Annotated in this window: 26 protein-coding genes; 23 read left to right on the top strand and 3 right to left on the bottom strand. The window is 52.3% G+C overall.

Going from position 1 to position 24,696, the window contains the following annotated elements; genetic code table 11:
* The first annotated feature begins 620 nt into the window (after window positions 1–620).
* The 8 genes from MYS68_RS12730 to MYS68_RS12700 all read left to right on the top strand — a co-directional run bounded on the left by MYS68_RS12730 (window position 621) and on the right by MYS68_RS12700 (window position 8,849).
* On the top strand, window positions 621–2,864 hold the full coding sequence (locus MYS68_RS12730; RefSeq protein ID WP_248926199.1) for a helix-turn-helix domain-containing protein: 2,244 nt from the start codon (window positions 621–623) through the stop codon (window positions 2,862–2,864).
* 203 nt (window positions 2,865–3,067) lie between these two features.
* Complete coding sequence (locus MYS68_RS12725; RefSeq protein WP_248930896.1) at window positions 3,068–3,991, top strand: ABC transporter permease; 924 nt, start codon at window positions 3,068–3,070, stop codon at window positions 3,989–3,991.
* Between the two features lie 12 nt (window positions 3,992–4,003).
* Window positions 4,004–4,876, top strand: coding sequence for a carbohydrate ABC transporter permease (locus tag MYS68_RS12720; protein ID WP_248926198.1), 873 nt, complete (start codon window positions 4,004–4,006; stop codon window positions 4,874–4,876).
* Window positions 4,877–4,914: 38 nt separating this feature from the next.
* Window positions 4,915–6,486, top strand: a complete 1,572-nt coding sequence (locus MYS68_RS12715; RefSeq protein WP_248930895.1) for an extracellular solute-binding protein — start codon at window positions 4,915–4,917, stop codon at window positions 6,484–6,486.
* 731 nt (window positions 6,487–7,217) lie between these two features.
* Window positions 7,218–7,844: an SAP domain-containing protein gene (locus MYS68_RS12710; protein ID WP_248926197.1), complete on the top strand. Its 627-nt coding sequence runs from the start codon at window positions 7,218–7,220 to the stop codon at window positions 7,842–7,844.
* Window positions 7,845–7,848: 4 nt separating this feature from the next.
* Window positions 7,849–7,980, top strand: a complete 132-nt coding sequence (locus MYS68_RS38520) for a hypothetical protein (protein WP_275983467.1) — start codon at window positions 7,849–7,851, stop codon at window positions 7,978–7,980.
* A 27-nt stretch (window positions 7,981–8,007) separates the two neighbouring features.
* A complete protein-coding gene (locus MYS68_RS12705) occupies window positions 8,008–8,502 on the top strand; it encodes a GNAT family N-acetyltransferase (RefSeq protein ID WP_248926196.1) in 495 nt (164 codons plus the stop codon).
* A gap of 17 nt (window positions 8,503–8,519) precedes the next feature.
* On the top strand, window positions 8,520–8,849 hold the full coding sequence (locus MYS68_RS12700) for a DUF6886 family protein (protein WP_248926195.1): 330 nt from the start codon (window positions 8,520–8,522) through the stop codon (window positions 8,847–8,849).
* Here the strand turns inward: MYS68_RS12700 and MYS68_RS39085 are convergent.
* The gene (locus tag MYS68_RS39085) at window positions 8,793–8,999 is read right to left on the bottom strand and encodes a DUF6886 family protein (protein WP_420852114.1); all 207 of its coding nucleotides are present in this window, start codon (window positions 8,997–8,999) and stop codon (window positions 8,793–8,795) included. The genes MYS68_RS12700 and MYS68_RS39085 overlap by 57 nt on opposite strands.
* A 56-nt stretch (window positions 9,000–9,055) precedes the next feature.
* Between MYS68_RS39085 and MYS68_RS12695 the strand changes: the two genes are divergently transcribed.
* The 12 genes from MYS68_RS12695 to MYS68_RS12640 all read left to right on the top strand — a co-directional run bounded on the left by MYS68_RS12695 (window position 9,056) and on the right by MYS68_RS12640 (window position 20,432).
* The gene (locus MYS68_RS12695; protein ID WP_248926194.1) at window positions 9,056–9,586 is read left to right on the top strand and encodes a GNAT family N-acetyltransferase; all 531 of its coding nucleotides are present in this window, start codon (window positions 9,056–9,058) and stop codon (window positions 9,584–9,586) included.
* A gap of 6 nt (window positions 9,587–9,592) precedes the next feature.
* A complete protein-coding gene (locus MYS68_RS12690) occupies window positions 9,593–10,045 on the top strand; it encodes a GNAT family N-acetyltransferase (RefSeq protein ID WP_248926193.1) in 453 nt (150 codons plus the stop codon).
* A 275-nt stretch (window positions 10,046–10,320) separates the two neighbouring features.
* A complete protein-coding gene (locus MYS68_RS12685; protein WP_248926192.1) occupies window positions 10,321–12,306 on the top strand; it encodes a methyl-accepting chemotaxis protein in 1,986 nt (661 codons plus the stop codon).
* A gap of 159 nt (window positions 12,307–12,465) precedes the next feature.
* A complete protein-coding gene (locus MYS68_RS12680) occupies window positions 12,466–13,461 on the top strand; it encodes an aldose 1-epimerase (protein ID WP_248926191.1) in 996 nt (331 codons plus the stop codon).
* Between the two features lie 172 nt (window positions 13,462–13,633).
* Complete coding sequence (locus MYS68_RS12675) at window positions 13,634–14,542, top strand: dihydrodipicolinate synthase family protein (RefSeq protein ID WP_248926190.1); 909 nt, start codon at window positions 13,634–13,636, stop codon at window positions 14,540–14,542.
* Window positions 14,539–15,234, top strand: a complete 696-nt coding sequence (locus MYS68_RS12670) for a GntR family transcriptional regulator (protein ID WP_248926189.1) — start codon at window positions 14,539–14,541, stop codon at window positions 15,232–15,234. Before MYS68_RS12675 ends, MYS68_RS12670 begins: the two co-directional genes overlap by 4 nt.
* A 21-nt stretch (window positions 15,235–15,255) precedes the next feature.
* Window positions 15,256–16,422 (top strand): mandelate racemase/muconate lactonizing enzyme family protein, encoded by a 1,167-nt coding sequence (locus MYS68_RS12665; RefSeq protein ID WP_248926188.1) that lies wholly within the window; start codon window positions 15,256–15,258, stop codon window positions 16,420–16,422.
* A gap of 43 nt (window positions 16,423–16,465) precedes the next feature.
* Window positions 16,466–17,308: a fumarate hydratase gene (locus tag MYS68_RS12660; RefSeq protein WP_248926187.1), complete on the top strand. Its 843-nt coding sequence runs from the start codon at window positions 16,466–16,468 to the stop codon at window positions 17,306–17,308.
* Between the two features lie 15 nt (window positions 17,309–17,323).
* Window positions 17,324–17,881: a FumA C-terminus/TtdB family hydratase beta subunit gene (locus MYS68_RS12655; protein ID WP_248926186.1), complete on the top strand. Its 558-nt coding sequence runs from the start codon at window positions 17,324–17,326 to the stop codon at window positions 17,879–17,881.
* A 188-nt stretch (window positions 17,882–18,069) separates the two neighbouring features.
* Window positions 18,070–19,152 carry a YheC/YheD family endospore coat-associated protein gene (locus MYS68_RS12650; protein WP_248926185.1) on the top strand — a complete coding sequence of 361 codons (1,083 nt, stop codon included), beginning with the start codon at window positions 18,070–18,072 and terminating at the stop codon, window positions 19,150–19,152.
* Between the two features lie 78 nt (window positions 19,153–19,230).
* Window positions 19,231–19,821, top strand: a complete 591-nt coding sequence (locus MYS68_RS12645) for an MOSC domain-containing protein (protein WP_248926184.1) — start codon at window positions 19,231–19,233, stop codon at window positions 19,819–19,821.
* 149 nt (window positions 19,822–19,970) lie between these two features.
* Entirely contained in the window at window positions 19,971–20,432 is a 462-nt protein-coding gene (locus tag MYS68_RS12640) for a GNAT family N-acetyltransferase (protein ID WP_248926183.1), read from the top strand.
* A gap of 426 nt (window positions 20,433–20,858) precedes the next feature.
* On the opposite strand, the gene MYS68_RS12635 is transcribed toward MYS68_RS12640, so the two are convergent.
* Window positions 20,859–21,773 carry an N-acetylmuramoyl-L-alanine amidase gene (locus tag MYS68_RS12635; protein ID WP_248926182.1) on the bottom strand — a complete coding sequence of 305 codons (915 nt, stop codon included), beginning with the start codon at window positions 21,771–21,773 and terminating at the stop codon, window positions 20,859–20,861.
* A gap of 241 nt (window positions 21,774–22,014) precedes the next feature.
* On the opposite strand from MYS68_RS12635, the gene MYS68_RS12630 reads away from it, so the two are divergent.
* Window positions 22,015–22,377, top strand: coding sequence for a hypothetical protein (locus MYS68_RS12630; RefSeq protein WP_248926181.1), 363 nt, complete (start codon window positions 22,015–22,017; stop codon window positions 22,375–22,377).
* Between the two features lie 106 nt (window positions 22,378–22,483).
* Here the strand turns inward: MYS68_RS12630 and MYS68_RS12625 are convergent, their stop codons facing one another.
* Window positions 22,484–23,365: a LysR family transcriptional regulator gene (locus tag MYS68_RS12625; RefSeq protein WP_248926180.1), complete on the bottom strand. Its 882-nt coding sequence runs from the start codon at window positions 23,363–23,365 to the stop codon at window positions 22,484–22,486.
* Between the two features lie 167 nt (window positions 23,366–23,532).
* On the opposite strand from MYS68_RS12625, the gene MYS68_RS12620 reads away from it, so the two are divergent.
* Window positions 23,533–24,015 carry a nucleoside deaminase gene (locus MYS68_RS12620; protein ID WP_248926179.1) on the top strand — a complete coding sequence of 161 codons (483 nt, stop codon included), beginning with the start codon at window positions 23,533–23,535 and terminating at the stop codon, window positions 24,013–24,015.
* Window positions 24,016–24,129: 114 nt separating this feature from the next.
* Window positions 24,130–24,612: a dihydrofolate reductase gene (locus tag MYS68_RS12615; protein WP_248926178.1), complete on the top strand. Its 483-nt coding sequence runs from the start codon at window positions 24,130–24,132 to the stop codon at window positions 24,610–24,612.
* The last annotated feature ends 84 nt before the right edge of the window (window positions 24,613–24,696 follow it).

The following is a 24,696-nucleotide window of genomic DNA, read 5'->3' as shown; positions in this document are numbered from 1 at the left end:
CCCCGCTGCTCTGGCGCGCGAGAGCGCAAAAACGCGCTCTCGGGCCGGGGAGGGCGGAGGAGCGAGCGAACCGGGAGGCCGAGAGTAGGAAAACCCGGCTCTCAGCCAAGTGGCCCCGCTGCTCCAACGCCTGAGAGCGCAAAAACGCGCTCTCGGGCCGGGGAGGGCGGAGGAGCGGGCGGGTAGGGAGGCTGAGAGGAGGAAAACCCGACTCTCAGCCAAGTGGCCCCGCTGCTCCAGCACGCGAGAGCGCAAAAACGCGCTCTCGGACCGGGGAAGGCGGAGGAGCGAGCGAACCGGGAGGCCGAGAGGAGGAAAACCCGGCTCTCGGCCAAGTGGCCCCGCTGCTCCAACGCCTGAGAGCGCGAAAACGCGCTCTCGGGCCGAGGGGGGAGAAGGAGCGGGCGGATAGGGAAAGCGAAGGGAAGCGCCGCCGCCGCACGGGCAAATCCATAGACGAATTTGACCATTTACACCACACGACAATTGCGTGATGATAGAAGCATACTCGCTCCGCGTCCATGAACCGGCACATATTTGCAAACGGTTCCAGCATACGATAAGTTACAGCCGCAAGCCGGGGCGGAACCGGAACGCCTATCGCTGGGAGGACCGAACTTATGAAAATGAGCTGGTATTATCGTGTGCTGCTGTCGTATACCCCGATTTTCTTCGTCGTGATCTCCGTGCTTATCTTCTCTTTTTTCGCCCAGTTAAACGCTTCCATGAAAAAGCAGATCGACTTGACCGACAAAGCGATCGCCACGAAGGTGATGCAGGTGATCGATGCCAACCTGAAGGCGACCGAGCGGGTTGTGATCAAGGAAATGTACCAGAACGCAACGTTCAAATCGTTTTTCTCCGATACGGACGGAAAAGAGCTTTACGATTACTTCATGATCTCGCAGAAAATGGATCAATTCGCCTCCGTCCTGCCCTTTTCGAGTTCGATTTATTTATACAACGAAAAAACGGGCCAGGTGCTGTCCCGCAGCGGAATCTCGGCTTTGGAGCAGTTCGGGGACCGCGATTTTGTGGAGGAAGCCTACCGTTCAAAACCCGCCTACGCATGGACAAGCCCGAGAACGTTCCGGGAGTTCGTCAACGATCCGTCCGAGGAATACGTCGTCTCGCTGGCGAAGCAGTACCCCTCGCCTGCGGATAAGACGGGAGTGCTCGTCGTCAACGTCCGGGTGTCTTCGCTCATCGGGTTCGTCAAAGATTTGACCCGCTACGACGACGGCCTCGTTCAGCTGTTTACCCCGAACCGCATTCCGTTCGATAAAATCAACTCCCATTCCGCGCTGCCACCGGATGCGGGGGATGAAATCGTCCCCACCCGTTCCGAGTATACGGGGTGGCTGCTTTATTCCGGCGGAACGAGCAGCCGGCGGCTGTCGCTGCTGGCGTTTTTAAACAATTGGTGGCTTGTTGTCGGATTTACCGCCATTGTGACCGGACTGATCGGGTTCACCTACATCACACACCGCAACTACAAGCCGATCCGCTCGATCGCCGGGCGCATCCGGGAGTATGCGAAGCGCAAAAGCGAAGAGCTCATCCGTCAAACGTCGCCGGACGAGATCAAATTTATCGACGCGGCCATCGACGGGCTGCTGGAGAGAACGATCCGATACGAGCAGTCGCATAAGGACGATCTGCTGATCCGCAAAAGGCAGCTGTTTTTCGAATGGCTGGAAGGGCACAAGAAGCTAAGCGAAGCCGAGTGGGGCCGGGAATTGGAGAAGCTGCAAATCCGCGTGCCGTACCGGTGGCTCGGCGTAGCGGTGCTGGAGATCGACCGCTTTGCACGGTTTTCCGAAACGTACAACGACCGTGACCGGTATTTGTTCAAGTATGTCGTCAGCAACGTATTGCAGGAAATCGCCCAAGAGTCGGGCATGTTCATTTGGAACGAGTGGCTTGAGCCGCAGCAGATGGCGGTTGTCCTCTTTTTGAACTGTGAGCCTGTTTCGAACGAAGAGGGATCATGCGGTATGATGAAAAAACTGCAAAGCTGGGTCGGCGCCAACCTTGAATTTACCGTTTCCGTCGGCGTCGGTCCATACAGCCGCGGCATGGTGGAGGTGCCCGATTCCTACAAGATGGCCAAGGAAGCGTTGTCCTGCAAACCCGTGTTTGGTGTCGGGGCGCTCATCACACAAGCTGACGTCCGTTACAGAGAGGAAGGACGCATATATCCCCATCTGCAGCTGGTGCGGTCGATCGCCAAATCGCTCCGTCTGGATGACGGGCAGTGGACATCCCACTTGAACCATCTTTACGAAGCGTTATCCCGCGGGCTTGTCTCGCAGGGGGAACTGAAGAGCATCACGCTTTACCTGAAAAACCAGTTCGGTAAAGAGTTGCCGGAAATGGGCGATGACATAGGACGCCTGTGGGCGGACGAATACGCTTCGAAGCTGGCCGCTGTTGCGGACCAGGCGGAAACGCTGGGGGAATGGTACGACCGGCTCGGCATGCTGTTTGCGGCGCTTGAGCCGCGTATCCGGGAAGTGCGAACGGTGAAAAACCAACATGCCGTTATGACCCAGGTCAAAGAGTATATCGAGACGCATTACGCCGACCCTGAGCTCTCGTTAATCCGCGTCAGCGACCGGTTCGGGATGAATCCGCGTTACCTCAGCAAGCTGTTTAAGGAAGAATTCGGCGAAAAATTCATCGATTATATGATGCGGCTGCGTTTGGAGAAGGCGCGGCGCCTGCTGCTGGACACCGATCTGCCGGTACAAAGCGTCGCCGAGACGGTCGGTTACGTTCATGTCATTTCTTTTCACCGCGCGTTTAAAAACATGTTCGGAATGCCGCCAGGCGATTACCGGAAAAAAGCGGAGATCCGATAGCGAGAGCAGGGTTTTTGCGAAAACGTTAAGTGTGACAAAATGTTAATCGGTCCGGGGCGAAGCCCGACATTACATTTGGTTAAACGGCGATTTTCGTAAATTGACCGTCCGGCGAAAGGTGGATTACCGTAAAGGTAGAATCTGCGAAAAGGAGGAGACCTATGCCGGGCAACGAAACGGACAAAGTGATAACCGCTCATGCGATGCCCCGAAGTTTAACTAAAAAAAGGTGGAAGCTGTCTGTTATCCAGGACTGGCAGCTGTACGCCCTGCTGCTGGTTCCGATGCTGTACTTCGTCGTATTCAAGTACATTCCGATGTATGGCGTCACGATTGCATTCAAGGAGTTCAACATGTTTCAGGGCATATGGAAAAGCCCGTGGGCCGGGTTCGACGCGTTCCGCGAAATTTTCAAAATGAAAGATTTCTACAAGGTGCTGCGCAATACGTTCATGCTGAATTTGCTCGATCTCGTCATCTCTTTCCCGGCGCCGATCATCCTGGCTTTGTTACTGAATGAAGTCCGCGTCAAATGGTTCAAAAAAGGTGCGCAAACGGTGTTGTATTTGCCTCATTTCATTTCCTGGGTCATTATTGGGGGCATGGTGTACCAGCTGCTGTCCACGAATACGGGGCTGGTCAATATTTTGTTAAAATCCGCAGGGGTGAAAGCGATTCCATTTCTGACCGAACCGGCTTATTGGGTCGCTACGTACGTCGGCACAGGCGTCTGGCAAAATGCGGGCTGGGGCACGATCATTTATCTCGCCGCGCTGACGGGCATCAACAAGGAGCTGTACGAAGCGGCGGAGGTGGACGGGGCAGGGCGGCTGCGCAAAATATGGAACATCACGCTGCCCGGCATCAAACCGACGATCATTATCCTCTTGATCATCAACATCGGCCACATGGCCAGCATCGGTTTCGAACGTCCGTACGTGCTGGGCAATCCGCTCGTCACCGACGTATCGGACGTGATCAGCACGTTCGTGTACAAGGTCGGCATTCATTCCGCGCGCTACACGATAGCGACGGCGATCGGGCTGTTCCAGGCGGTGGTCGGCCTCGTGTTTTTGCTCTCGTCCAATTACATCTCCAAAAAAATTACCGACCAGGGCATCTGGTGAAGGAGGCGTAACGTGAAACGAAGTATTCAGGATAAAATCATGGACTCATTTATCCTTGTCGTGGTCACGGCGGCTTCCGTTTTATGTCTCGTGCCGATTTTGCACCTGGCCGCCATATCGCTCAGTTCGAACGGTGCGATTCTCTCCAACAAAGTGACGATCATTCCGGTCGAGCTCAGCATCATGGCGTACGAGGTCGTTTTGAAGGATGCGAAAATGATCGGGTCGCTGTTTTTTACGATTTTGCTGGTCATCTTGTATACCATTATCTGCATGATCATGACCATCTGCGCGGCATATCCACTGACCAAGAAAAAGCTGAAAGGCCGCGATTTGTTCCTGCTGATGATCGTCTTCACGATGTTTTTCAGCGGGGGGTTGATCCCCGAATATATCCTGGTCAAGACGCTGAAGCTGACGAACACGATTTGGGCGCTTGTTCTTCCCGGCATGATCAATGCGTTTTATCTCATCATCTTAAAATCGTTCTTTTCTTCGATACCCGAAGAGCTGGAGGAGTCGGCGAAGATGGACGGCAGCACGCATTTCGGGACGCTCGTGCGCATCGTGCTGCCTTTGTCGCTGCCCGTGCTGGCGACGCTGAGCCTGTTTTACGCTGTCGGCCGCTGGAACGGCTTTATGGACGCTTTGTTTTACATCACGAAGGCGGAGCTGTACCCGATCCAGCTGAAGTTGTACCAGCTTGTGATCAGCAACCAGATGAGCGACGCCACCGCTACGGAAGGGCTGACGTCGACGGCCCCGATTCCGGAGAGCCTGAAGGCGGCGAGCATCATGTTCGCGACGATACCGATTTTACTGGTGTACCCTTGGCTGCAGCGTTATTTTATTTCCGGCATTATGATCGGGGCGGTCAAAGGTTGAAGAGCAGATCGGACAAATGGAAAAGGGAGTTGACGCATATGCGCATTCGCAGACCGTTATATAAAACGGCCGGCTGTTCGCTTGCCGTTTGCCTGCTGGCGGGGATCGCGGCTGCCTGCTCCGGAGGGGAACCTTCGGGTCAAGGGGCCGGCGGCGGAGGAGCGAAGAAGGGCAATCCGGTCACGCTGAAAATCGAGCTGTTCGACCGCGGCAATACGCCGCCGGGAGCGCCGCCGCTCACCGAGAGCCACTTCGTCAAGTACATGCAAAAAAACTTCGGCGATCCGAACAACATCAAGCTCGAATTCGTTACCGTGCCGCGCACCGAGGAGGTGCCCAAGCTGAACGTGCTGATGTCGGCGGGCGAAGCGCCGGATATTATTTTCACGTACAGCGACCCCGCTGTGCAAAACTGGATCAAGCAGGGCGGTCTCACCGAGCTGAACGACCTGCTCAATCAATACGGCCCGAATTTGAAAAAATATCTCGGCGACCAGCTGCTCGCCTACGGCAATTTTAACGGCAAGCAGTATACGATACCGGCCAAACGCATCATTCTTGCTTCACAAACGCCGATCATCCGCAAGGATTGGCTCGACAAGCTCGGCATGCAGCCGCCGAAAACGACCGACGAGCTTTATGCCACGCTCAAGGCGTTTAAGGAAAAGGATCCCGGCGGTACCGGCGGCAAGGTGATACCGTACGGGATCAAGTACAACAACAACCTCGACCCGCTGATCCGCTCGTTTTGGCAGAAGATGTCGGAAGAGGATTATTACGCGCTGCCGGACCTGATGAAACCCGGGAACAAGGACGCTTACCGGTTCCTGAACAAGCTGTACAACGAAGGGCTGATCAGTCCGGACTTCGCGCTCGACAAGGACGGTAAAAAGTTTCAGGCCGACCTCGTCAACGGTCTCGTCGGCTTTACGGTGACGAACACGAACGAGCCGGTGTACTTCGCTTATTACTCGACGATGCAAAAAAACGTGCCCGGCTCCGAGCTGCTTCCGGTCGATCCGTTCACCAACTACGAAGGCAAACATCCGAAAGCGACCTACCATCCGCTCTCGGCGCATATAATGATCCCGAAATCGAGCCAGCGGGCGGTGGAAGCGATCAAATTCCTCAACTGGATGTCGGATTACAAGATCATTTTCGACCTGCAAAACGGCACCGAAGGCGTGACGTACAAAATGGGCGACGACGGCATTCCGGTGTTCCTCGATACGGATGAAGCCAAGCGGATTATGTACAATTACCTCGACTACAGCATGCTTATCAACGGCAAGGACATGGGCGATCCGGACAAGACGTTAAAGGCGAATGCGGCCGATCCGAAATATAAAGATTTCACGATGAACAGCATCAAGGTCGGCACGCAGGACGGCCAGCTGCCTCCACGCTTCGACCGGCCGATTGAAGCGCAGATCAAGTACAACCAGACGTTGGGCGACAAATCCGTCGAAATTCTCGTGAAAACGGTGACGGCGAAACCTGCCGACTTCGACAAGCTGTACGACGACATGGTGAACGAATACATGAAAATCGGCGGCAAAGAAGTGATGGATGAGCAGAGGAAGGCTTATTTGGAAATGAAGAAGAAGTAGCGAATATAAGCAGCTGCGTGGGATCGTGAGCTGGAGCTTAAAAGCAGCCTCAAACAATGAGTGAATCCGTGTGTCATGGGCGGGTACCCCCTCCGGCCGCTCTTGAAATGATGAAGTACGATGAAAATGGTCCGCTTCGTGTCCCGGATCGTGCTTCCGATCGCTCTTGTTCTCGGATTTCTTGATTTATACCGCTTTTCAGCGGTTGAAATCCGAGAACAAAGGCGAACGCTGCCGCTTCTTCAGCACGAATCCGTCCACTCCGCTTCTTTTCATCAATATACAACCAAATAAGTTTTCAAAGGCGGCACGTAAACTCTTCGGGGGTTACCCCTCACCCTATCGCTGGATTCATTCTGATTTGGATTTTTAAGCAGCCGAGCTTACGATCACTTGACGCAAGCTGCTTATATTCGTGGGAGAAAGAGTAAAAAGAGCAAAACTTATAAGGGCACGAAATAGCTGATCTGCATTCCCGCCGGATGGCGGGATTTTCCTTTTCTACGGGAAAAAACAACTAGGTTGTTCCATTTTATGGTATTATTTATGAGTCTATGAAATTGTTTGTTTGGAGGTATTCGATGGAGTTCAAGCCGACTCGAAGACCGCTCGCCGGTATGGCGGTTATGGGGAATGTTGGAAATCATGCGAAATTGGGGCCATAAAACGCTGGAAGAAATCGAGATAGCGCTTTATAATGCGATCAAGCAATGTACAAGAGGGAGTGCTTTATGACGAGCAACGACCGGCCGACATTTTCCAAGCATCTGTCCGTGCAAGAATTCGAGAAGCATTATTGGTATAAAAACGAATTAACTGCCATATGCGGCAAATGCAATCTCCCTGTGTCCGGAACAAAAGCGGAGCTGGAAGAAAGAATTAAAAAATGGTTGTCCGGCGAAAAAATAACCGATCCTCGCAAAGCAAATTCGGCTGTCAGGAAAAAGCAGGAGCTTCAGGAATTAAAGCTGAGCACGAGGCTTATTGCGGACGGCTTTAAATTTAACCGGCAGGCGAGGGAGTTTTTTGCCAATTATTACAACAAGCCTAAATTTTCGTTCACCAAAGAAATGGCGGCGGCCTTAAGAGAAGCCGAACGTCAAAACGATATGGAAATGACCGTTGCCGACTTAATCGAGGTATACGAAGGAAGGAGAAATCCGGACAACCTCGAGGAACGGACGTATCAATGGAACGGCTTTGTCAAAGATTTTAATCGTGACCCTCGAACTAAAAATATGAAAGACCGGATGAAAATCGCAGCGGAATTATGGAAAAAGGTTCGCGACAATCCGGGGCCCAAACAGTATTCGCCCGAGTTGCTTGACAAGCTTATTGCAAATATGAAGGAGGATTAAATGAATGTCTTCGGGTAAGGCGCTGTTAATTATTGATGTTCAAGTCAACATGTTTAACGAATCGAATCCCGTATATCACGGCTGGGGCCGATTGACCGGAAAAATCTCCATGTCGGCGGCATTCAGAGTTTTGTAAACCAAGTATGGAAGGACGTTTGAATTCATGAATTCCATTACAATAAGACCCGCAACGAAGAAGGATGTTCCATTTTTATGGGAAATGCTTTACGAATCCATCCATGTGGCCGAAGGGAAGGAGAAACCGGATCGGAATATCGTTTTTCATCCTTCCATCGCGAAATATTTGGAGAACTGGGGGCGTGAGGGCGATTTTGCGCTTGTTGCCGTAAATGAGTCCGGGGAACCTGTTGGTTCCATTACCCTTCGTTTTTTCAAACAAGCCGATAAAGGGTATGGTTATGTCAATGACGAGACGCCCGAATTAGGTATGGCTATACTACCGGCTTACCGGGGACAAGGGATAGGAACCGCGTTGATGAAGGCTTTGGTGGAGTATGGAAGAGCGGCGGGAATTCAGGCGATATCCTTAAGTGTGGATCCCTCCAATCCCGCAATGAGCTTATACAAGCGAACCGGGTTTAAGGAAGTCGGAATCGAAGGCACGTCCATTACGATGCTGCTATTGTTACAAGCTTAGGCCAAAAGGAGCCGGTTATGAAGTTATATCATTTCAGCGAGGAGTCCGGCATTGAAGTGTTCGAGCCGCGAAAGCTGGCCTACCGGGCCGACGAACCTGCAATGGTTTGGACGATCGACGAGTTCCACGCCCCGCATTACTTTTTTCCGAGAGATTGCCCGAGGGTATGCATATGGCCGCAGGAAAGTACGACGGATGACGATTTGCAGCTCTTTTTCGGGCATTCCCGAACGAATCGGATGATCGCCATCGAATCGGACTGGCTGGAGCGGGTGAGTAAGGCCGCCGGATCAGATTTGTTTGGCATTTTTCATTCGGATCATGGAAAAGTTGACTGTCGACGCTAAAATCGCGTCCCTCAGAGGCAATAACGACGGGGTAATTCGCAGCTCGACACCGAGAGACACGATACGGCCCAACAGATCGTCCAGTTTTTCCACCGAAACGGGCTTCACTGTCTGCACAGTCGTATAGTAACCTGCGTTAGGTTCGTACAAAGTGAAGCTTTCCGGCTCAAATGTATATTTGTAAATGGCGCGGGTGATTTTGGAAGATGAAAATCAGGGAAGCGGCTGTAGCGGATTCGGAAATTATTGCACGTGTGCATGTTGACAGTTGGAGAACGACATACGCAGGCATTCTCTCGGAAGATTACCTTGCGAATTTAAGCGTGGAGAAACGGAAGAAAAGCTGGGACTGGACGTTTCGCAATTTGAACAAAGACGAGAATATTTTTGTATGCGAGGATAGTTCCGGCCAAATCGTCGGGTTTGTTAACGGCGGAGTGGAAAGAAGCGGAGAATACCCGTATACCGGAGAATTATATGCGATTTACTTATTGAAGGAGTATCAGGGGAGAGGGATCGGCTCGCAGCTTTTCAAGATCATGGCGGAGTGGCTACATGAAAAAGGACATTTATCCATGCTGCTGTGGGTGCTCGAGGCGAACAAATCGGCCGGATTTTACACCCGCATGGGCGGCCAGGTGGTGGGAGACAAAATGATAAAGATCGGCGACGATGAATTGAAGGAACTTGCTGTCGGTTGGTCGGATATTCGGCAAACTGTCCGAAAGGAGCGATAGAAGGCAATGAATCGCCCATTGATCTTCCGGCAAGCGGTTATTCAGGATTTGCCCCGACTCGTGCCGCTCTTCGATTCGTACCGGGAGTATTTCGGGCAATCGAAGGATCCGGCTGCGGTAGAGCGGTTTCTGTTTGAAAAATTCGAACACCGCGAATCCGTAATTTTTATTGCGGAGGGGGAAGAGGCCATGGCCGGGTTTGCCCAGCTGTATCCGTCGTTTTCTTCTCTCAGCTTGCAGCGCGTATGGATTTTGAACGATTTTTTCATTTCCGAACCGTACCGTCATCGAGGGACTGGCCGGCGGCTTCTTCAAGCCGTAAAGGAGTTTGCCACGCTTACCGGAGCAAAAGGAGTGGAGCTGTCGGTAGAACATACGAACGAAAGGGCTTGGCGGTTTTATGAAATGCAAGGGTTTGTGATGGACGAGGAGTTTCGCCATTATTTTTGGAAAATATGACCGATGGCGCTTAGATCCGATGTATCGCTTTTTTCGGCGAACGTCGGATTTTTTTCTATTTACCGTTTTGGGAAAATGTACTATAATTACGATGATATTCGACAAAATATTCAATTATTCAACAAAATATATAACGAAAAATGTCGAAAATGATCGTAGAGGACGAGGTGGACTGCCGCATCTTTTATACTTCGAGAGAAGGACAACTTCTCTGAAAAATGCTAACAAGATATCGTTGATTTCGAAGAATTCCGAACAGCAAGGGGAGGCACCATATGAAATTTGTCCATTCGCTCAAATTCAGGCTCACACTCATTCAGTTAGCGGTCGCGCTCGTTCCGCTGCTTTGCTTATCCCTCTTTTTGCTTAATCAGTTCAACTCCGTGCTCAGTGAAAATATGAAAGAGCAGGAGATCGGCCTGGCAGCAAGCAATGTGGAAACGATCAGTTCGTGGCTGGACAGCAAAGCATCGCAGTTGAAGGAGCTGCAAAAAGCGCATCCGGAATTTCAAAAAATGAATACCGACGGTATCCGGTCAGTGATGAACTACCTCGATGAAAGTGATGCGGAAATTGAACTGGCCTCCGCGGCTGACAAGGATGGAAAGGCGGATACCATCAATCTCAGCGACAGGGATTATTTTAAAAAAGCCAAGGAAACAAAAGAAATTGCCGTCAGCGACGTGATCGTCAACCGCTCCTCCGGCAACCGAAATATTGTCGTGGCGGCTCCCGTTCTCGACGGCAATAAAAATTTCATGGGCATCATCGCCACTTACATCAATATAAGCGCTCTGGAAAATTATATTGGGAAAATCAAGCTCGCCCAGACCGGATACGGGTATTTGTTATCGTCCAAAGGCGAGTTTATATATCATCCGAGCAAGGAGATCGTCGGAAAAAGCTATAAAGAGGTTGTCAAAAACGAGGATCTTTCGAAAACGATAAGCGATCAAATATTGGCTCAGGATTCCGGGACCGTTACATATACGGACGATTCCGGCGTGCAGCAAATTGCCGCTTTTTCGACCGTGCCCAGGACCGGCTGGAAAGTCGTCGTAACGGCTCCTGCGAAGGAAGTGTTCGCCCGGGTAAACTCGGCAGCCCGGACATCGCAGATGCTTGTCATTGCCGGCGTTTTGCTGGTAATACTTGTATCGTTCTATGCATCCGGTTTTGTCGTAAGACCGATCAAGCAGGCGGCGACCCATTTGAACGTGCTTGCCAATGCGGATTTCAGCCAAGCCGTACCCGACAAATTAAAAAGAAGAAAAGACGAGATCGGACTGCTTGCCCGTTCCATGCAAACGATGGGCGTATCGATCAGATCCGTTGTGCAGGATGTCATACGCGAGACTAACGTCGTAAAGGAAAATATTGCGAATTCTAACCGGGACGTACGCGATTTGACCGCGCAGATCGAAGAAGTATCCGCCACAACGGAGGAAATGTCTGCCGGGATGGAAGAGACGGCTGCATCGACCCAGCAGATGAATGCCACGTCTTCGGAAATCGGAAATGCCGTGGAATCGATCGCGATGAAAGCCCAGGACGGCTCGGAGATGGCGGAGACGATCAGCCGACGGGCGCAAAGCTTGAAAGAAAGCGCCGTTGAATCGCAAAAAACGGCTTACGACATTCGAAACGACATTGATGCAGAGATGAGGGCGGCTTTGGAGCAGACCAAGGCGGTGGAACAAATCCACGTTTTGACGCAGTCCATTCTTGAAATTACGGGTAAAACGAATCTTCTTGCGCTGAATGCCGGAATAGAAGCCGCGAGAGCCGGGGAAGCGGGCAAAGGCTTCGCCGTTGTCGCGACGGAAATCCGCAAGCTCGCCGAGGATTCGAAAAACAACGCGAATGAGATCCAGCATGTGGCCGAGCTAGTCGTAAACTCAGTGGACAGCTTGAAGGCAAGCTCCGAAAAGGCGCTGAAATTCATTGATACAACCGTCATTTCCGATTATAAAGAAATGGTCGGTATCGGCGAACAGTATTACAAGGATTCGGAGTCGATCCAGGACCTTGTAACAGATTTCAGCGCCACTTCCGAACAACTGCTCGCTTCCATTCAAAGCATGATTCGGGCCATTAACGAAGTAACCGTCTCCAATAACGAAGGAGCCCAGGGGACGGAGAATATAGCGCAAATGGCAGAAGGCGTGATGCAGAAGGCAGGCAACGTAGGCGAATTGATGAGGTCTACGGAGCAAAGCGTCGAAAAGCTGGCCGAAATCGTTTCCAAATTTACCGTTTAGTTTAATGTCAGCAGCCGGTGCTTCCGCATTCAGCGGGACATCGGTTCTTTTTTTATCCGTGATCGGGCACCCGCCGGAAAAGCAAAATCTGCTGTTGCTCCAGGCCCGGCGTATGGTATGATTTTATAGAAGCAGACGAAGATGGAGGTAATTGGAATTATGGCATTGGTTGCTGAAAAAGAATACAACGGCGAACGAGCCGTCTGGCTGACAGCAGGTCCGTACGAGGCCGTGATGCTGCCGAATGTCGGCGCGAATCTGATTGCTTTCCGCGACACGGTTCGCGGGTACCGGTTTTTGCACGAGCCGGCGGCGGAAGAAATGGAAGCGTTTAAGGCGAGACCGATCATTCACGGAATTCCCGTTTTGTTCCCGCCTAACCGCTACGAGGACGGGCGTTTTCCGTGGAACGGAAAGACTTACAGCTTTCCGGTTAACGAGGCGCGGACTGGAAACCATCTTCACGGGTTTTTGGCGGACATTCCTTGGGAAGTGGAACACAGCGGCGTGAACGGAGAGGAAGCGTACGTCCAGCTTGTGTTAAAGGTGGACCGGCAGCACGCGGTCTACAATCATTTTCCGCATGAATTTACGTTCCGGCTTCGGTATACGCTGAGCGAAGACGGGCTTCAGCAGCACGTGGCGATACGCAACGACGGCGCGGAGACGATGCCATGCCTGCTCGCTTTCCATACCGCGCTGAACGCGCCTTTCGCGGCCGGCAGTACGGCGGAGGATTACCGCGTGAAGCTGACAATGGACAAGCGTTACGAGATGAGTGAAAGGATGCTGCCGACCGGACGATTTCAGCAGCTCTCCGTGCAGGAAGAGCAGCTGAAGGGCGAGGGAGTTTATCCGTTCTTCGAGCCGCTGGACAATCACTACACGTCGGTTCCGCAAAACGGCCGAAACCGAGCCGAGCTTAGCGATCTGCGCGAGAAGGTAACGCTCGTCTACGATGCGGGGGCTTCCTACAAGCATTGGATGATTTGGAACAACAACGCGACGCCCGGATTTTTTTGCCCGGAGCCGCAAATCAATCTGGTCAATGCGCCTAACGTGGATATGCCGGCGGAACAATCGGGGTTGTTTTCGCTCGATGCCGGCGAAATTTGGGAGGAGACCAGCCGCTTGTACATCGTAAAAAGAGGTTAGCGATCCGGTTCCGCGAGGATGATGAAGCTGTTTAAAAGGTGGTTAATCCAGCCTGTATTCAAGGACTCGTTCTAAAAAGAACGAAGTCCTTATTTTTTTATTTCGACCGCTGCAAGATTGTGGTAATATTTGATATATCAGATATTACATAGAGACGGTCGGGAGGAAATGTATGAATTACGGAGAATTCAGTAAAAGGCTGGAAACGATTACAGCGATAACGGTGACCCCTTTCGACGAGACGACGAAGGCGATCGATTGGGACGGCGTAGCCGCCAACGTAGAATTTTTGATCGTAGGCGGCGCCGAAGTTATCGTCCCTTGCGGCAACACAAGCGAGTTTTATGCGCTTACGCTTGAGGAAGCGAAGGAGGAGACGAGGCGGGTTACGGAGCTGGCCGCCCGCCGGGCGATTGTGATGCCGGGCATCGGGTATTCGGCGGAGACGGCGATCGAGCTCGGGCGCAATGCCGAGAAGGCCGGTGCGGATTGCGTCATGATCCACCAGCCGATCCATCCGTATATGACGACAAGCGGCGCGATCTCGTATTACCGCAAGGTAATCGAAGCTCTGGATATCCCGTCGGTGCTGTACGTGCGAGATCCGCATATTTCCGACGAGGTGCTGGTAGAGGTGACAAAGCTGGACAAATGCGTCGGCGTCAAATACGCGATCAACGATTTGCCCCGTTTTACCCAAACGGTCCGCACGATTCCGGCCGAATGCGGCATTGCATGGATCTGCGGTACCGCGGAAAAATGGGCGCCGTTTTTTTACAATGCAGGAGCTAGAGGTTTTACTTCAGGACTGATGAACGTATACCCTGAGCTTTCGCAAGCAATGCTTCGGGCACTGAGGACCGGAGATTGGGAAACGGTTTGGCAGCTTTGGGAAAACGTCGTGCCGTTCGAAAACTTAAGGGCGAAATACAATAACGGAAATAATGTCGTGGCGGTGAAGGAAGCGATGGAGCAGCTCGGCCTGAGGGCGGGCGTAACACGCGAGCCGGTCGATCCGCTGGATGAACAGGACAAACGGGAAGTGACCCGCATTTTGAAATCGTGGGGAAAAATCACATGAACGTAGAGGAGGAGCAGTCGATGGAGCTTTATCAAATGGCGGATACGATTACGTCGCAAACCCGCTCGATTCGCGAGGTCGTATACGAGAAGCTGAAGGAGGCCATTTTATCGGGGCAATTTCAGCCGGGGCATCATTTGCGGGAGAGGGAGCTGGCGGAGACGTTCGGCATCAGCACGACTCCGCTCAAGGAAGCGCTGCGCATGCTGGAGCAGGAGGGGCTGGTGACGACTTCCGCGAGAAAAGGGACGTACGTTTCGAGCGATATCATGAATTCGATCGAGGAAATCAACTGGGCGCGTTCGGCGCTGGAAGGGGTGGCGGCAAGACTTGCGGCGCTGAAAATTACGGACTCGGAGCTGGCGCAATTGACCTCGGTGATCGACAAGATGGAAATCGCGACCATGAACAAGGATAACGGGCAGCTCATCGTATTAAATGCCAGCTTTCATAAAATAATCCGGGTCGCCGCCAAAAACAATTACATTTTTCAGCAAATTTCCGCGATCCGCTCTTATGACCAAACGTTCCGGAAAAAAGCGCTGGCGCATACGGACGAGCTGGATCGGGCTTACAAGGAGCACCGCCTGATCTACGAGAAAATCGCCGCGAGAATGCCCGACGGCGCCGAGCAAGCGATGATCTCTCATATTCGCCGGACGATCGTTTTTGTCAAGAAAAACGAAAACTAACCGAAAGGGAGCGCGCGTACGATGAAAATTTCCGATTTGCGATTAACGGTGGTGGGCGTGCCCAGACAAACGGGTTTTGTCAGCAAACATGTGATCGTCGAGATCATGACGGATGAAGGACTGACGGGGATTGGCGAAATGTCGGATTTTTCCCATCTGCCGTATTATTCGCTCGATGTCAAGGATTTGACCTCGGTGCTGAAGTCGATTTTGGTCGGGCAAAACCCGTTCGATATTTCGCTGATCAACCGCGAGCTGCTCAGCCATTTTCCGGAGACGCATTTTTACTATGAAAAAGGCAACTTCGTCCGCAACGGCGTCGACGCGGCGCTGCATGACCTTTGCGCGAAGGCGCTTAACACCTCCGTCGCGGACTTTATCGGCGGCAGGGTGAAGGACAAGATCAAGGTGTGCTACCCGATTTTCCGCCATCGCTTCATGGAGGAAGTCGAGGAGAATCTCGAGGTGGTCCGCCAAAGATACAAGATGGGCTTCGATGTGTTCAGGCTTTATGTCGGCAAAAATTTGGACGCGGACGAAGCGTTCCTCGACGGGGTGCAGAGGGAATTCGGCTCGAAGGTGACGATCAAGTCGCTGGACTTCAGCCATTTGCTCGATTGGAAATCGGCCCTGCAGGCGGTTAAACGGCTGTCTGCCTACAAGTTCCAGTTGATCGAAAGCCCGTCCGTGCAAAACGATTTCGAAGGGCTGTACCAGTTCCGCACGCGGGTCGATTATCCGGTCAGCGAGCACGTATGGAGTTTCTACCAGCAGCATCACATGATCCGGCACGATTCGGTCGATATTTTCAACATTTCCCCGATTTTTATCGGGGGACTGACATGCGCGCGCAAGGCAGCGGCGGCGGCCGAGATTGCCGGCAAAGGCGTGCTGCTTGGCACGACGCAAGAGCTTTCGATCGGTACAGCGGCGATGGCGCATCTGGGTGCGTCGCTGGTGAATTTGAATTACACCTCCGACCCAACCGGTCCGGAGCTGTATGTCGGCGATATCGTCAAAAATCCGGTCGTTTATGAAAGCGGATACTTGCTTGTGCCGGACCGCGGATTGCCGGGGCTCGGGATGGAGCTCGACCGGGAGAAGATCGACCGATTCAAGGTCGACGATTTGAGCTGGGGCAATTCGACGGTTCATCAGCTTCAGGACCGCACCGCTTCGAAAAAATAATCGGGCATGCGCCGTCGGCGGCATGCCGGAAAGGTGGTTTTTCATGCGTACCGTTCATGTGGATGAAATCAGGGATACCGTAGCCCGCTTATGCTGGGAAGCCTGCTATTATTTGCCGGCCGATGTCGTGCAGGGGTTTAAGAAAGCCGAGCAGGAGGAAAAGTCGCCCCTTGGCAAAACGATCATCAGCCAGCTGATCGAAAACGCCGAGCTGGCCGCGGGCGAGCATATGCCGTACTGCCACGACACCGGGCTCGCGGTCGTTTACGCGGAAGTAGGGCAGGACGTTCATATTACCGGAGGCGCGTTCCTCGAATCGATTCATGCCGGCGTGCGCAAAGGATACGACGAAGGGTTCCTGCGCAAATCGGTCGTCGGCGACCCGCTGCTGCGCGTCAACACCGGCGACAATACGCCGGCGGTCGTCCATACGGAAATCGTGCCAGGGGACCTGGTCAAGCTGACGCTGCTGCCCAAGGGCGGAGGCAGCGAAAACATGAGCGCCATGAAGTTTTTGCTGCCAGGCGAAGGGGAAGAAGGCGTCAAGCAGTTTGTGCTTGACACGATGATCGCCGCCGGCGGCAAGGCGTGCCCGCCGGTGATCATTGGCGTCGGCATCGGCGGCAGCTTCGACAAAGTGACGGCGATTGCGAAGGAGGCGGTGCTGCGAGAGGTCGGCCAGCACCATCACGAGCCGCATATCGCGAAGCTGGAAGCGGATCTGCTCGAGCTGGTCAACAAGACCGGCATCGGCCCGCAAGGGCTCGGCGGCACCAGCACCGCGCTGTGGGTCGCGGTGGAGACGTACGCCTGCCATATAACGGCGCTTCCGGTCGCCGTTAATATCCAGTGCCACGCCGCCCGCAAAAAATCGGCGGTCATCTAGGGAGGAGCGAAGTAGATGGCGCAATATCATCTGACGACACCGCTGGCGGGCGATGCGATCCGGCAGCTTCGCGCCGGCGACGAGGTGCTGCTGACCGGGACGATTTACATGGCCCGCGACGCGGCGCACAAGCGCATGATCGAGCTGCTGGAGCGGGGGGAGACGTTGCCCGTCGATCTTCGCGGGCAAATCATCTTTTACGCGGGCCCGTGTCCGCCGAAGCCCGGACAAATCATCGGCCCGGTCGCGCCGACGACGGCTTACCGGATGGACCCGTACGCGCCGGCCATGTATGAGTACGGCGTGAAAGGCACGATCGGCAAAGGTCCGCGCCGCGATATGGTCAAGGAGGCGTGCATGCGGTACAACGCCGTTTCGTTTGCGGCGATCGGCGGCTTGTCCGCCGTTCTCAGCCAAAAGGTGCGGGGCGTCGAGGTCGTAGCCTACGACGACCTTGGCCCGGAAGCGATCCGCCGCCTGCAGGTGGAGGCGTTCCCGATGCTTGTGGCTTACGACGCGTACGGCGGCGACTTGTACGAGCAGGAAATCGCCAAGTATCGGCAGCTGCCCTAATGAGGTCTGCGCCGAACGGCTTTAGATGGAATACGGAGACGGTTATCCTTCGCGGATAACCGTCTCTTTTTTCGTCTGACATCTCCTATTTTTTCGGCCATATGGGCTTCTGCCTATGAAAATGCTCCGGGCTCTGAATAAGCTGCAGAAGGCGATTTTTACTTTGTTCCACTGACCGGAGGTCGGACATGAAAAGGACAGTCGGCATCTTACTCGATCACGAGACGTTTATGGGGATCCGCAGCAGGAAAACCGGTTACGAGCGGATCCGTTTCTACGAGAAGGCGGCGGGCGAGCTAAATTTGAAGCCATTTTATATGAGCTTGCGAAAAATATCCGGGGCGACAGCCAGCGGTTATACGTACAGTTCCGGGAAGTACCGCCTCGTCAAAAGGCCGATTCCGGGGGTGATCCATAACCGCGCCATGGTGCTGGCGCCCTATTGGTCCCGAAAGCTGAAGAAGCTGGCCCGCTCGTGCATCATGTTCAACAGAATCACCCGTTTCGGCAAATACCGAATTTACCGGATATTGTCCCGCAGCGGCTCGCTGCGCGGATATTTGCCTGAGACGATGAAATATTCGGGGCAAAATTTGAAGCGTGCAATGCGGAAATTCGGCGATCTCTACATTAAACCGACCAGCGGCAGCGTCGGCGACGGCGTTCTGAAAATTTCGCGAAAAGAAAGCGGGCGGTGGGAGATTTGCGGAAAAAAGAAGAAGGCGATACGGAGATCGGCTGCTAAAACCGCTCTATTAATTGCACGATATATCGGCAGAAAAAGCTATCTCATCCAGGAAGCGATCCCGCTGCCCCAATACCGTGGAAGGCCTTATGATCTGAGGGTTTCGGTGCAGCGGGGCGGAACCGGCTCATGGCAAGTAACGGGGATCGTAGGAAAAGTGGCGGCAAAAGGCCGCCATGTCACGAACGTCGCCAAAGGAGGCAAGGTCAGGCGTTGCGAGCAATTGTTCGAAGCGAGCGGGCTGCCGGTCGAGGAGACGAAGAGCCGAGTCCGTGAGGCCTCCCTGGAGATCGCCGAATATTTGGGGGAGCGGCTTCCGCATTTGGCGGATATCGGACTCGACATGGCTGTCGATGAGAGCGGACGCATCAAATTCATCGAAATGAACGGCAGGGATCAGCGGATTACGTTTGGAAAAGCAGGCCTGCGCACCGTGTTTTACTCCACGTATTTGACCCCGCTTGCATACGCCAGATATTTGATGGATAACGTCAAGAATAAATCGGGCGGTCCGAAGAACGATTGAATATTATATGGTCTTAATCGTGCCAAAATATGGTATAATGGCGGTGATTTGGGAGATTCGCGGAAGGGGCGCTGTGTCGTGACGGGAAAAACCTCAAATGACCAATCGGAAAGCAAAGTGACATACGAAGGCGGCATCGTGGTGGCGGTGAGCCGCAGTGCGGCCCATACGTTCAGCAAGCCGAATGAGAGCTGCATTCGGCTTCTGGCAGGCTTGGGCGTCGAAGGCGATGCTCATCTGGGCAAGACGGTTAAGCATCGCTCGCGGGTGGCGCAAGATCCATCACAGCCGAACCTGCGCCAGGTGCATTTGATTCACGCCGAGCTGCACGATGAGCTGCGTGCGGCCGGTTTCACGGTTTCGCCCGGACAGATGGGCGAGAATGTCACCACGCGCGGCGTCGACTTGCTCGGGCTGCCCGTCGGTGCTCGGCTGCATCTGGGAGGCTCCGCGATGGTTGAAGTGACCGGGCTGCGCAACCCTTGCGCGCAGCTCGACCGCTTCCAGCCGGGCCTCATGGCGGCCGTTCTGGGGCGTGACGAGCAGGGCAACCTTGTGCGCAAAGCCGGCATCATGGGCATTGTGCTCGCCGGAGGCGAGGTGTGGCCCGGCGACCAGATCCGCGTCGTGCTGCCGCCCGGGCCGCCTCGGCCGCTTGAGCGGGTATAAGGATTCTGTTGGAGGCGATTTCATGGCGATGCACGAGATCAGGTTGGCCCAAGAATCATTGGTCGGCTCTTTTACCAAGGAAGTTCCCCCGCTGTTAACGATTTCATTTTATTTGAGAGATTAGAAGAATCACAACGAAGGAGGACCTAATGAACTATAGATTGGCTGTAACTGACGACCTGGATCAGTTGATCAGAATGAGGTGGGATTTCACCAATGAATACATGGAGAACAAAATCGGGGAAGATCGATATGAATCGTTTTACCCGGAATGTAGATTATTCCTGACGGAAGCGATTCGCGGAGGCAAATGGTTTATTTGGGTAGCCGAGCAGGACGGGCGAATTGTTGCCCATGTTTATATGCAGCTGATCGATAAAGTGCCGCGACCGGGGCGGATAACGACCCCTTTTTGTTATATGACCAACGTATATACATTGCCCGAATTCAGAAGCAAAGGCATCGGAAGCAAGCTGCTTAGGGAGATTGAGGTGTGGGCAAAAACGAACAGCTACGAGTTCATCATCGTTTGGCCGAGTGAATGGAGCGTCGAATTTTATGAACGAAATGGATTCAGCCATTGTAATGAGCCGATGGAGTTGAAATTATAGAGACATGATAAATAAAAGATTGCTGATTGAATCCGTTATTTTTTCGCTTGTAGTCATTGTGCTTTGGGTTTTGTGGCAAGTGCTCCAAGGCTACTTGTTAACGCTGAGATATGTGCCGGATATCGCAAACGGCTACAGGACAGCCGATGTTCTGGAGTCTAAAGTCGCTTTTGGAGTCATTTACAGACCGGATTGGCTGTCTTACGTGTCAGGAATAGGCATTTTCATTGTTTTGGCGATGGTTTACTACGGGATTCGAACGTTCATTCGTCGCTTGGTTACAAAGAATCAGCTTCGTTAAAACAGAAAGGATGCTGCCTCTCTTGTACGAGTGGACGGCCTGTCGCAGCCCACGTTGGCCATAGAAGTTTTCGGCATTCGGTTACGGAGCCGTCACTATTCGTGTTTGCGGGGCGGTTAGCTGCATTACAGCTTAAAATAATCCTTCAGTCCGGCAGCGATCGCTTCCGCCGCTTTCTTCTGGTAATCGCTTGTCCGGACGACCGCTTCATCCTTCGGATTGGACAGAAAACCGAGCTCCACTAATGTTGATGGCCTGTCGTTCTCGCGAAGCACATGGTAATTGCCGTGTGAAATGCCGCTGCTCTTCAAGCCGGTTATTTGACGAAGACGGCTTTCGATTTTCCTCGACAGCGTCAAATCCTTCGATTCAGAATAATAAAACGTTAATGTGCCGGAGTTCGATTTCAAGGACGAGTTATAATGAATGCTGACAAATGCATCCGCACGGTTCCGCTCGCTAACGGCTACTCGTTCGGAGAGCTCAGGCTGCTCCTTGTCGTCAGTCCTTGTCATGACAACCTTCGCCCCGGCTTGACGCAGCATATCGGCCAAATAACGGGAGGTTGACAAATTAAGCGTCTTCTCCATACTGCCGTACTTTTTGCCGATAACTCCGCTGTCGTTCCCGCCATGACCCGGATCGATGACGATCACTTTCCCCTTTAGCCCGGACTGAACGGATTTTTGCTTCTTTGTCTCTGCCTTGCCAGTTTGGCTGCTGCGCGCGGCTGCACCCGACTGCTTGTCCGTTGAACCGGCGCTCATTCTCTGCAAATATTGTCCCGCCACCCATCCGGTCATACGTCCGGATTTGACCTTTACCCAGCCGAACGATTCCTCGGAAATCGAAACGACGTCATTCCGCTTCAAAGATCCGATGACTGGTGATTGAGCATCCGCTTTGCTGCGCACATTCAGCGATTGTACCGCCACTTTAGCGCTTTTGTTATCTGCCGCCTGAACTTTGTCCGAATAAAACCACATCATGGCGAACAGGAGCGTACAAACGACGGCTGTTTTCATACGGTTTCGTTTCATTGGCTTCCCTCATCGACGCGAATATATCGTTTACGAATACTTTAACATGATAAATTAGGCAATAAAAGTTTATATTTTCCTATTTTTCTCACTCGTGCGTCAAAGGTTCTTTAATATTGTCAGGAACATAGCATGAATATATGTTAAAAATAACCTATATTTTAATTGACTCATAAATTCAAATGTGTTATTTTTATAATAAGTTAAAATTAACCTATATTAATGAAAAGGAGAAATTGATATGGCAAAAGGTTCGCTGATCGTTGGTTGGGGCGAAATCATCCCGGGGCGTGAGAAGGCGGCACAGGCCACGCTCAATAGCGCAATGCAATACTGTATTCGACTGCAGCAGGAAGGAAAGATAGACCGCTTTGAGGTAGTAGTTCTTGAGCCTCACGGCAGCGATTTTAACGGTTTCGTCCTTATCACAGGGGACAAAGAGACTGTGGCTAAGCTAAGAGTGGAAGAGGAGTTTGTGTCGGTCATTATTGGAGTGCAGTTGGTGCATCGATATGTAAGAGTGGTTGGTGCCTATGCAGGAGCTGAATTGCAATCCTTGTTCGCGATGTGGGATGAACAAGAGGATAAAATACTCGTTGGATAGAATATGGGGGAGCCGTACTTCTTATTTCGGAATGACGAAAACCGATTAAGGGCATCAGAGCCGGCTTGCGGTGCCGGCTTTGTTCTTTTTACCTTATATTTTTCGATTAAATATGGGTTTTGAATAAATCGATAAAGTTTTGCGCCGAGCTGGATAAGCGGTGATTTTTTAGCCATATGAGTCCTACCGGGGAAGACATTTCGGCCGCATCGGATATTTTTTGTGCATATACCGCATATCCTTTGTGCCTTTTCAACAATGTTTCCGGAACGATCGATGCGCAAAAATCGGATGCAACCAAGCTCATCAAAAGCGAAATATCGGAGCATTCGCCCGCAATGTTGGGATGCAGATGGAGTCTGGAGAATGCCTCCTGAATCAAATAATGCACGCCCAATCCTTGAGTGCTGGGCAGCAGGAGCGGAAGATCTTGAACATCGGCAAGCGATACGTTATGACCAATCCGTTTCTGTTTATCCGATGTTATGAAGTAAAACGGTTCGGTATAAAGGTGCAGAACGCATATATCATCGCCAAGCTCAAGGGGCAGCCGAACGAACGCCAATTCGACCGTCCGGTCCCTTACCAGCCGGCATAGATGTGCGGATTCGTTTTGCTGAATTTTATATGTCACCTTGGGGTAAATCTTGCGAAATTGTTCGAGGATTTCGGGAAGCTCCGCTACCGAAAACGTATTTACGCCTATCGCCAGCGTTCCGTTTACCCCGTTTCCCACTTCCTTCACTTCCGCTGTGGCTTCTTCCATTAACTGCGCCATTTGCAAGGCATAAGCATATAACTTTTTTCCCGCTTCCGTTACTTCCAAGTATTTACCGCTTTTTTCCACCAATTTGATACCCAGCTCCTCTTCCATCGCTTTCAATTGCTGGCTTAACGGCGGTTGAGAGAGATGAAGTCTTTTCGCAGCGGCGGAAACCGTTCGTTCCTCCACAATCGCTATAAAATATCGCAGCTGCCTTATATCCATCGTCGCGTTCACTCCTATATATATATGAAAAACCTAAGCAAAACCTATTTTTTTTATATTTTTCGTTTAGGTATCTTCATGTTAACATAATTGAATAACAACGAAGAAGGCAGGAGCGGAAAAGCAGCGTGTAAGCCTGCTGCATAACGAATAGAGGAGGCACGTTCATGATAAATGAAACCGATCTGAAGCATCTGCGACGCTGTATCGAACTGGCAAGGGCTGCGCTGGAGGCTGGAGATGAACCATTCGGTTCAGTTCTTGTCTCCGCCGACGGAGATGTGCTTGCGGAAGATCATAACCATGTTGCCGGCGGCGATCACACCCAGCACCCGGAGTTCGCGTTGGCACGCTGGGCAGCCGGCAACATGACTAAGGAAGAACGGGGCAAGGCAACGGTCTATACCTCAGGCGAACATTGTCCTATGTGCGCTGCGGCCCACGGCTGGGTCGAATTAGGTCGGATTGTTTATGCGAGTTCCTCTGAGCAACTGGCTGGATGGCTGAGTGAAATGGGGGTCGCTGCGCCGCGCGTTCGCAATCTTCCGATCCAGGACGTCATTCGCGATACCGTCATAGACGGCCCTGTACCTGAGCTCGCCGAGCAAGTTCGCGAGCTGCACCGTCAGTTTTACGCGATGAGACGGTGAGCCCAGCAACAACTTCGGTTGCCCCTGAAAGGGCGGAAGGGCGGGGAAGAGCACGGAAGATCAAAGCGCAGTTGGAAACTTGGAACAATACGTGACTCGGAACGGAGGTAGTCCATGCTGATCTCATTAATCGCGGCCGTTTCAACCAATAATGTTATTGGCAAAGATGAGGCAATCCCGTGGAAAATACCGGGAGAACAGAAGCGGTTTAAGGAATTGACGACGGGCCGAACGATCGTGATGGGGAGAAAAACCTACGAATCGATAGGAAAACCGCTGCCCGACCGCAAGACGGTGATCGTTTCCAGAAGCTGCAAAATTGCGGCGGAACGCTGCGTAACGGTAACTTCGCTTGATGAAGCGTATGAGCTGCTAAGGGACGAAAATGAGATTTTTATTGCCGGCGGAGGAGAGATTTACAAAGAAGCCTTGCCGCATGCGGATAAAATTTACTTGACCGTCATCGATCAAGAAGTGGAAGGCAATATTTTTTTCCCGGCATGGGATAAGGACGATTTCGAAATGGTCGATGAGGAGCGGATCACAAGCTCAACAATCCCCTATACATACTACACCTATATCAGGAAGAGCAAATAAAAGGAAGCGAAGGGAAGTTTACCGGATTATCGGATAAAGAGACTGTCATAGAGGACCTCCTATCATAAAAAAACGTATGCATGC

It is taken from the genome of Paenibacillus hamazuiensis (assembly GCF_023276405.1).
Classification (GTDB): domain Bacteria; phylum Bacillota; class Bacilli; order Paenibacillales; family NBRC-103111; genus Paenibacillus_AF; species Paenibacillus_AF hamazuiensis.
Note: the sequence above shows the minus strand (reverse complement) of the source record. Positions and strands in the feature narration are given on the sequence as shown.

Bases quoted from the DNA above. Each gene is read 5' to 3' on its own strand.
- MYS68_RS12640 (WP_248926183.1), top strand. From the start codon at position 19,971: ATGAACTATAGATTGGCTGTAACTGACGACCTGGATCAGTTGATCAGA.
- MYS68_RS12690 (WP_248926193.1), top strand. From the start codon at position 9,593: ATGAATCGCCCATTGATCTTCCGGCAAGCGGTTATTCAGGATTTGCCC.
- MYS68_RS12715 (WP_248930895.1), top strand. From the start codon at position 4,915: ATGCGCATTCGCAGACCGTTATATAAAACGGCCGGCTGTTCGCTTGCC.
- MYS68_RS12705 (WP_248926196.1), top strand. From the start codon at position 8,008: ATGAATTCCATTACAATAAGACCCGCAACGAAGAAGGATGTTCCATTT.
- MYS68_RS12665 (WP_248926188.1), top strand. From the start codon at position 15,256: ATGAAAATTTCCGATTTGCGATTAACGGTGGTGGGCGTGCCCAGACAA.
- MYS68_RS12635 (WP_248926182.1), bottom strand. From the start codon at position 21,773: ATGAAACGAAACCGTATGAAAACAGCCGTCGTTTGTACGCTCCTGTTC.
- MYS68_RS38520 (WP_275983467.1), top strand. From the start codon at position 7,849: ATGTCTTCGGGTAAGGCGCTGTTAATTATTGATGTTCAAGTCAACATG.
- MYS68_RS12650 (WP_248926185.1), top strand. From the start codon at position 18,070: ATGAAAAGGACAGTCGGCATCTTACTCGATCACGAGACGTTTATGGGG.
- MYS68_RS12615 (WP_248926178.1), top strand. From the start codon at position 24,130: ATGCTGATCTCATTAATCGCGGCCGTTTCAACCAATAATGTTATTGGC.
- MYS68_RS12730 (WP_248926199.1), top strand. From the start codon at position 621: ATGAAAATGAGCTGGTATTATCGTGTGCTGCTGTCGTATACCCCGATT.
- MYS68_RS12660 (WP_248926187.1), top strand. From the start codon at position 16,466: ATGCGTACCGTTCATGTGGATGAAATCAGGGATACCGTAGCCCGCTTA.
- MYS68_RS12655 (WP_248926186.1), top strand. From the start codon at position 17,324: ATGGCGCAATATCATCTGACGACACCGCTGGCGGGCGATGCGATCCGG.
- MYS68_RS12700 (WP_248926195.1), top strand. From the start codon at position 8,520: ATGAAGTTATATCATTTCAGCGAGGAGTCCGGCATTGAAGTGTTCGAG.
- MYS68_RS12695 (WP_248926194.1), top strand. From the start codon at position 9,056: ATGAAAATCAGGGAAGCGGCTGTAGCGGATTCGGAAATTATTGCACGT.
- MYS68_RS12625 (WP_248926180.1), bottom strand. From the start codon at position 23,365: ATGGATATAAGGCAGCTGCGATATTTTATAGCGATTGTGGAGGAACGA.
- MYS68_RS12670 (WP_248926189.1), top strand. From the start codon at position 14,539: ATGAACGTAGAGGAGGAGCAGTCGATGGAGCTTTATCAAATGGCGGAT.
- MYS68_RS12685 (WP_248926192.1), top strand. From the start codon at position 10,321: ATGAAATTTGTCCATTCGCTCAAATTCAGGCTCACACTCATTCAGTTA.
- MYS68_RS12675 (WP_248926190.1), top strand. From the start codon at position 13,634: ATGAATTACGGAGAATTCAGTAAAAGGCTGGAAACGATTACAGCGATA.
- MYS68_RS12710 (WP_248926197.1), top strand. From the start codon at position 7,218: ATGACGAGCAACGACCGGCCGACATTTTCCAAGCATCTGTCCGTGCAA.
- MYS68_RS12630 (WP_248926181.1), top strand. From the start codon at position 22,015: ATGGCAAAAGGTTCGCTGATCGTTGGTTGGGGCGAAATCATCCCGGGG.
- MYS68_RS12680 (WP_248926191.1), top strand. From the start codon at position 12,466: ATGGCATTGGTTGCTGAAAAAGAATACAACGGCGAACGAGCCGTCTGG.
- MYS68_RS12620 (WP_248926179.1), top strand. From the start codon at position 23,533: ATGATAAATGAAACCGATCTGAAGCATCTGCGACGCTGTATCGAACTG.
- MYS68_RS12725 (WP_248930896.1), top strand. From the start codon at position 3,068: ATGCCCCGAAGTTTAACTAAAAAAAGGTGGAAGCTGTCTGTTATCCAG.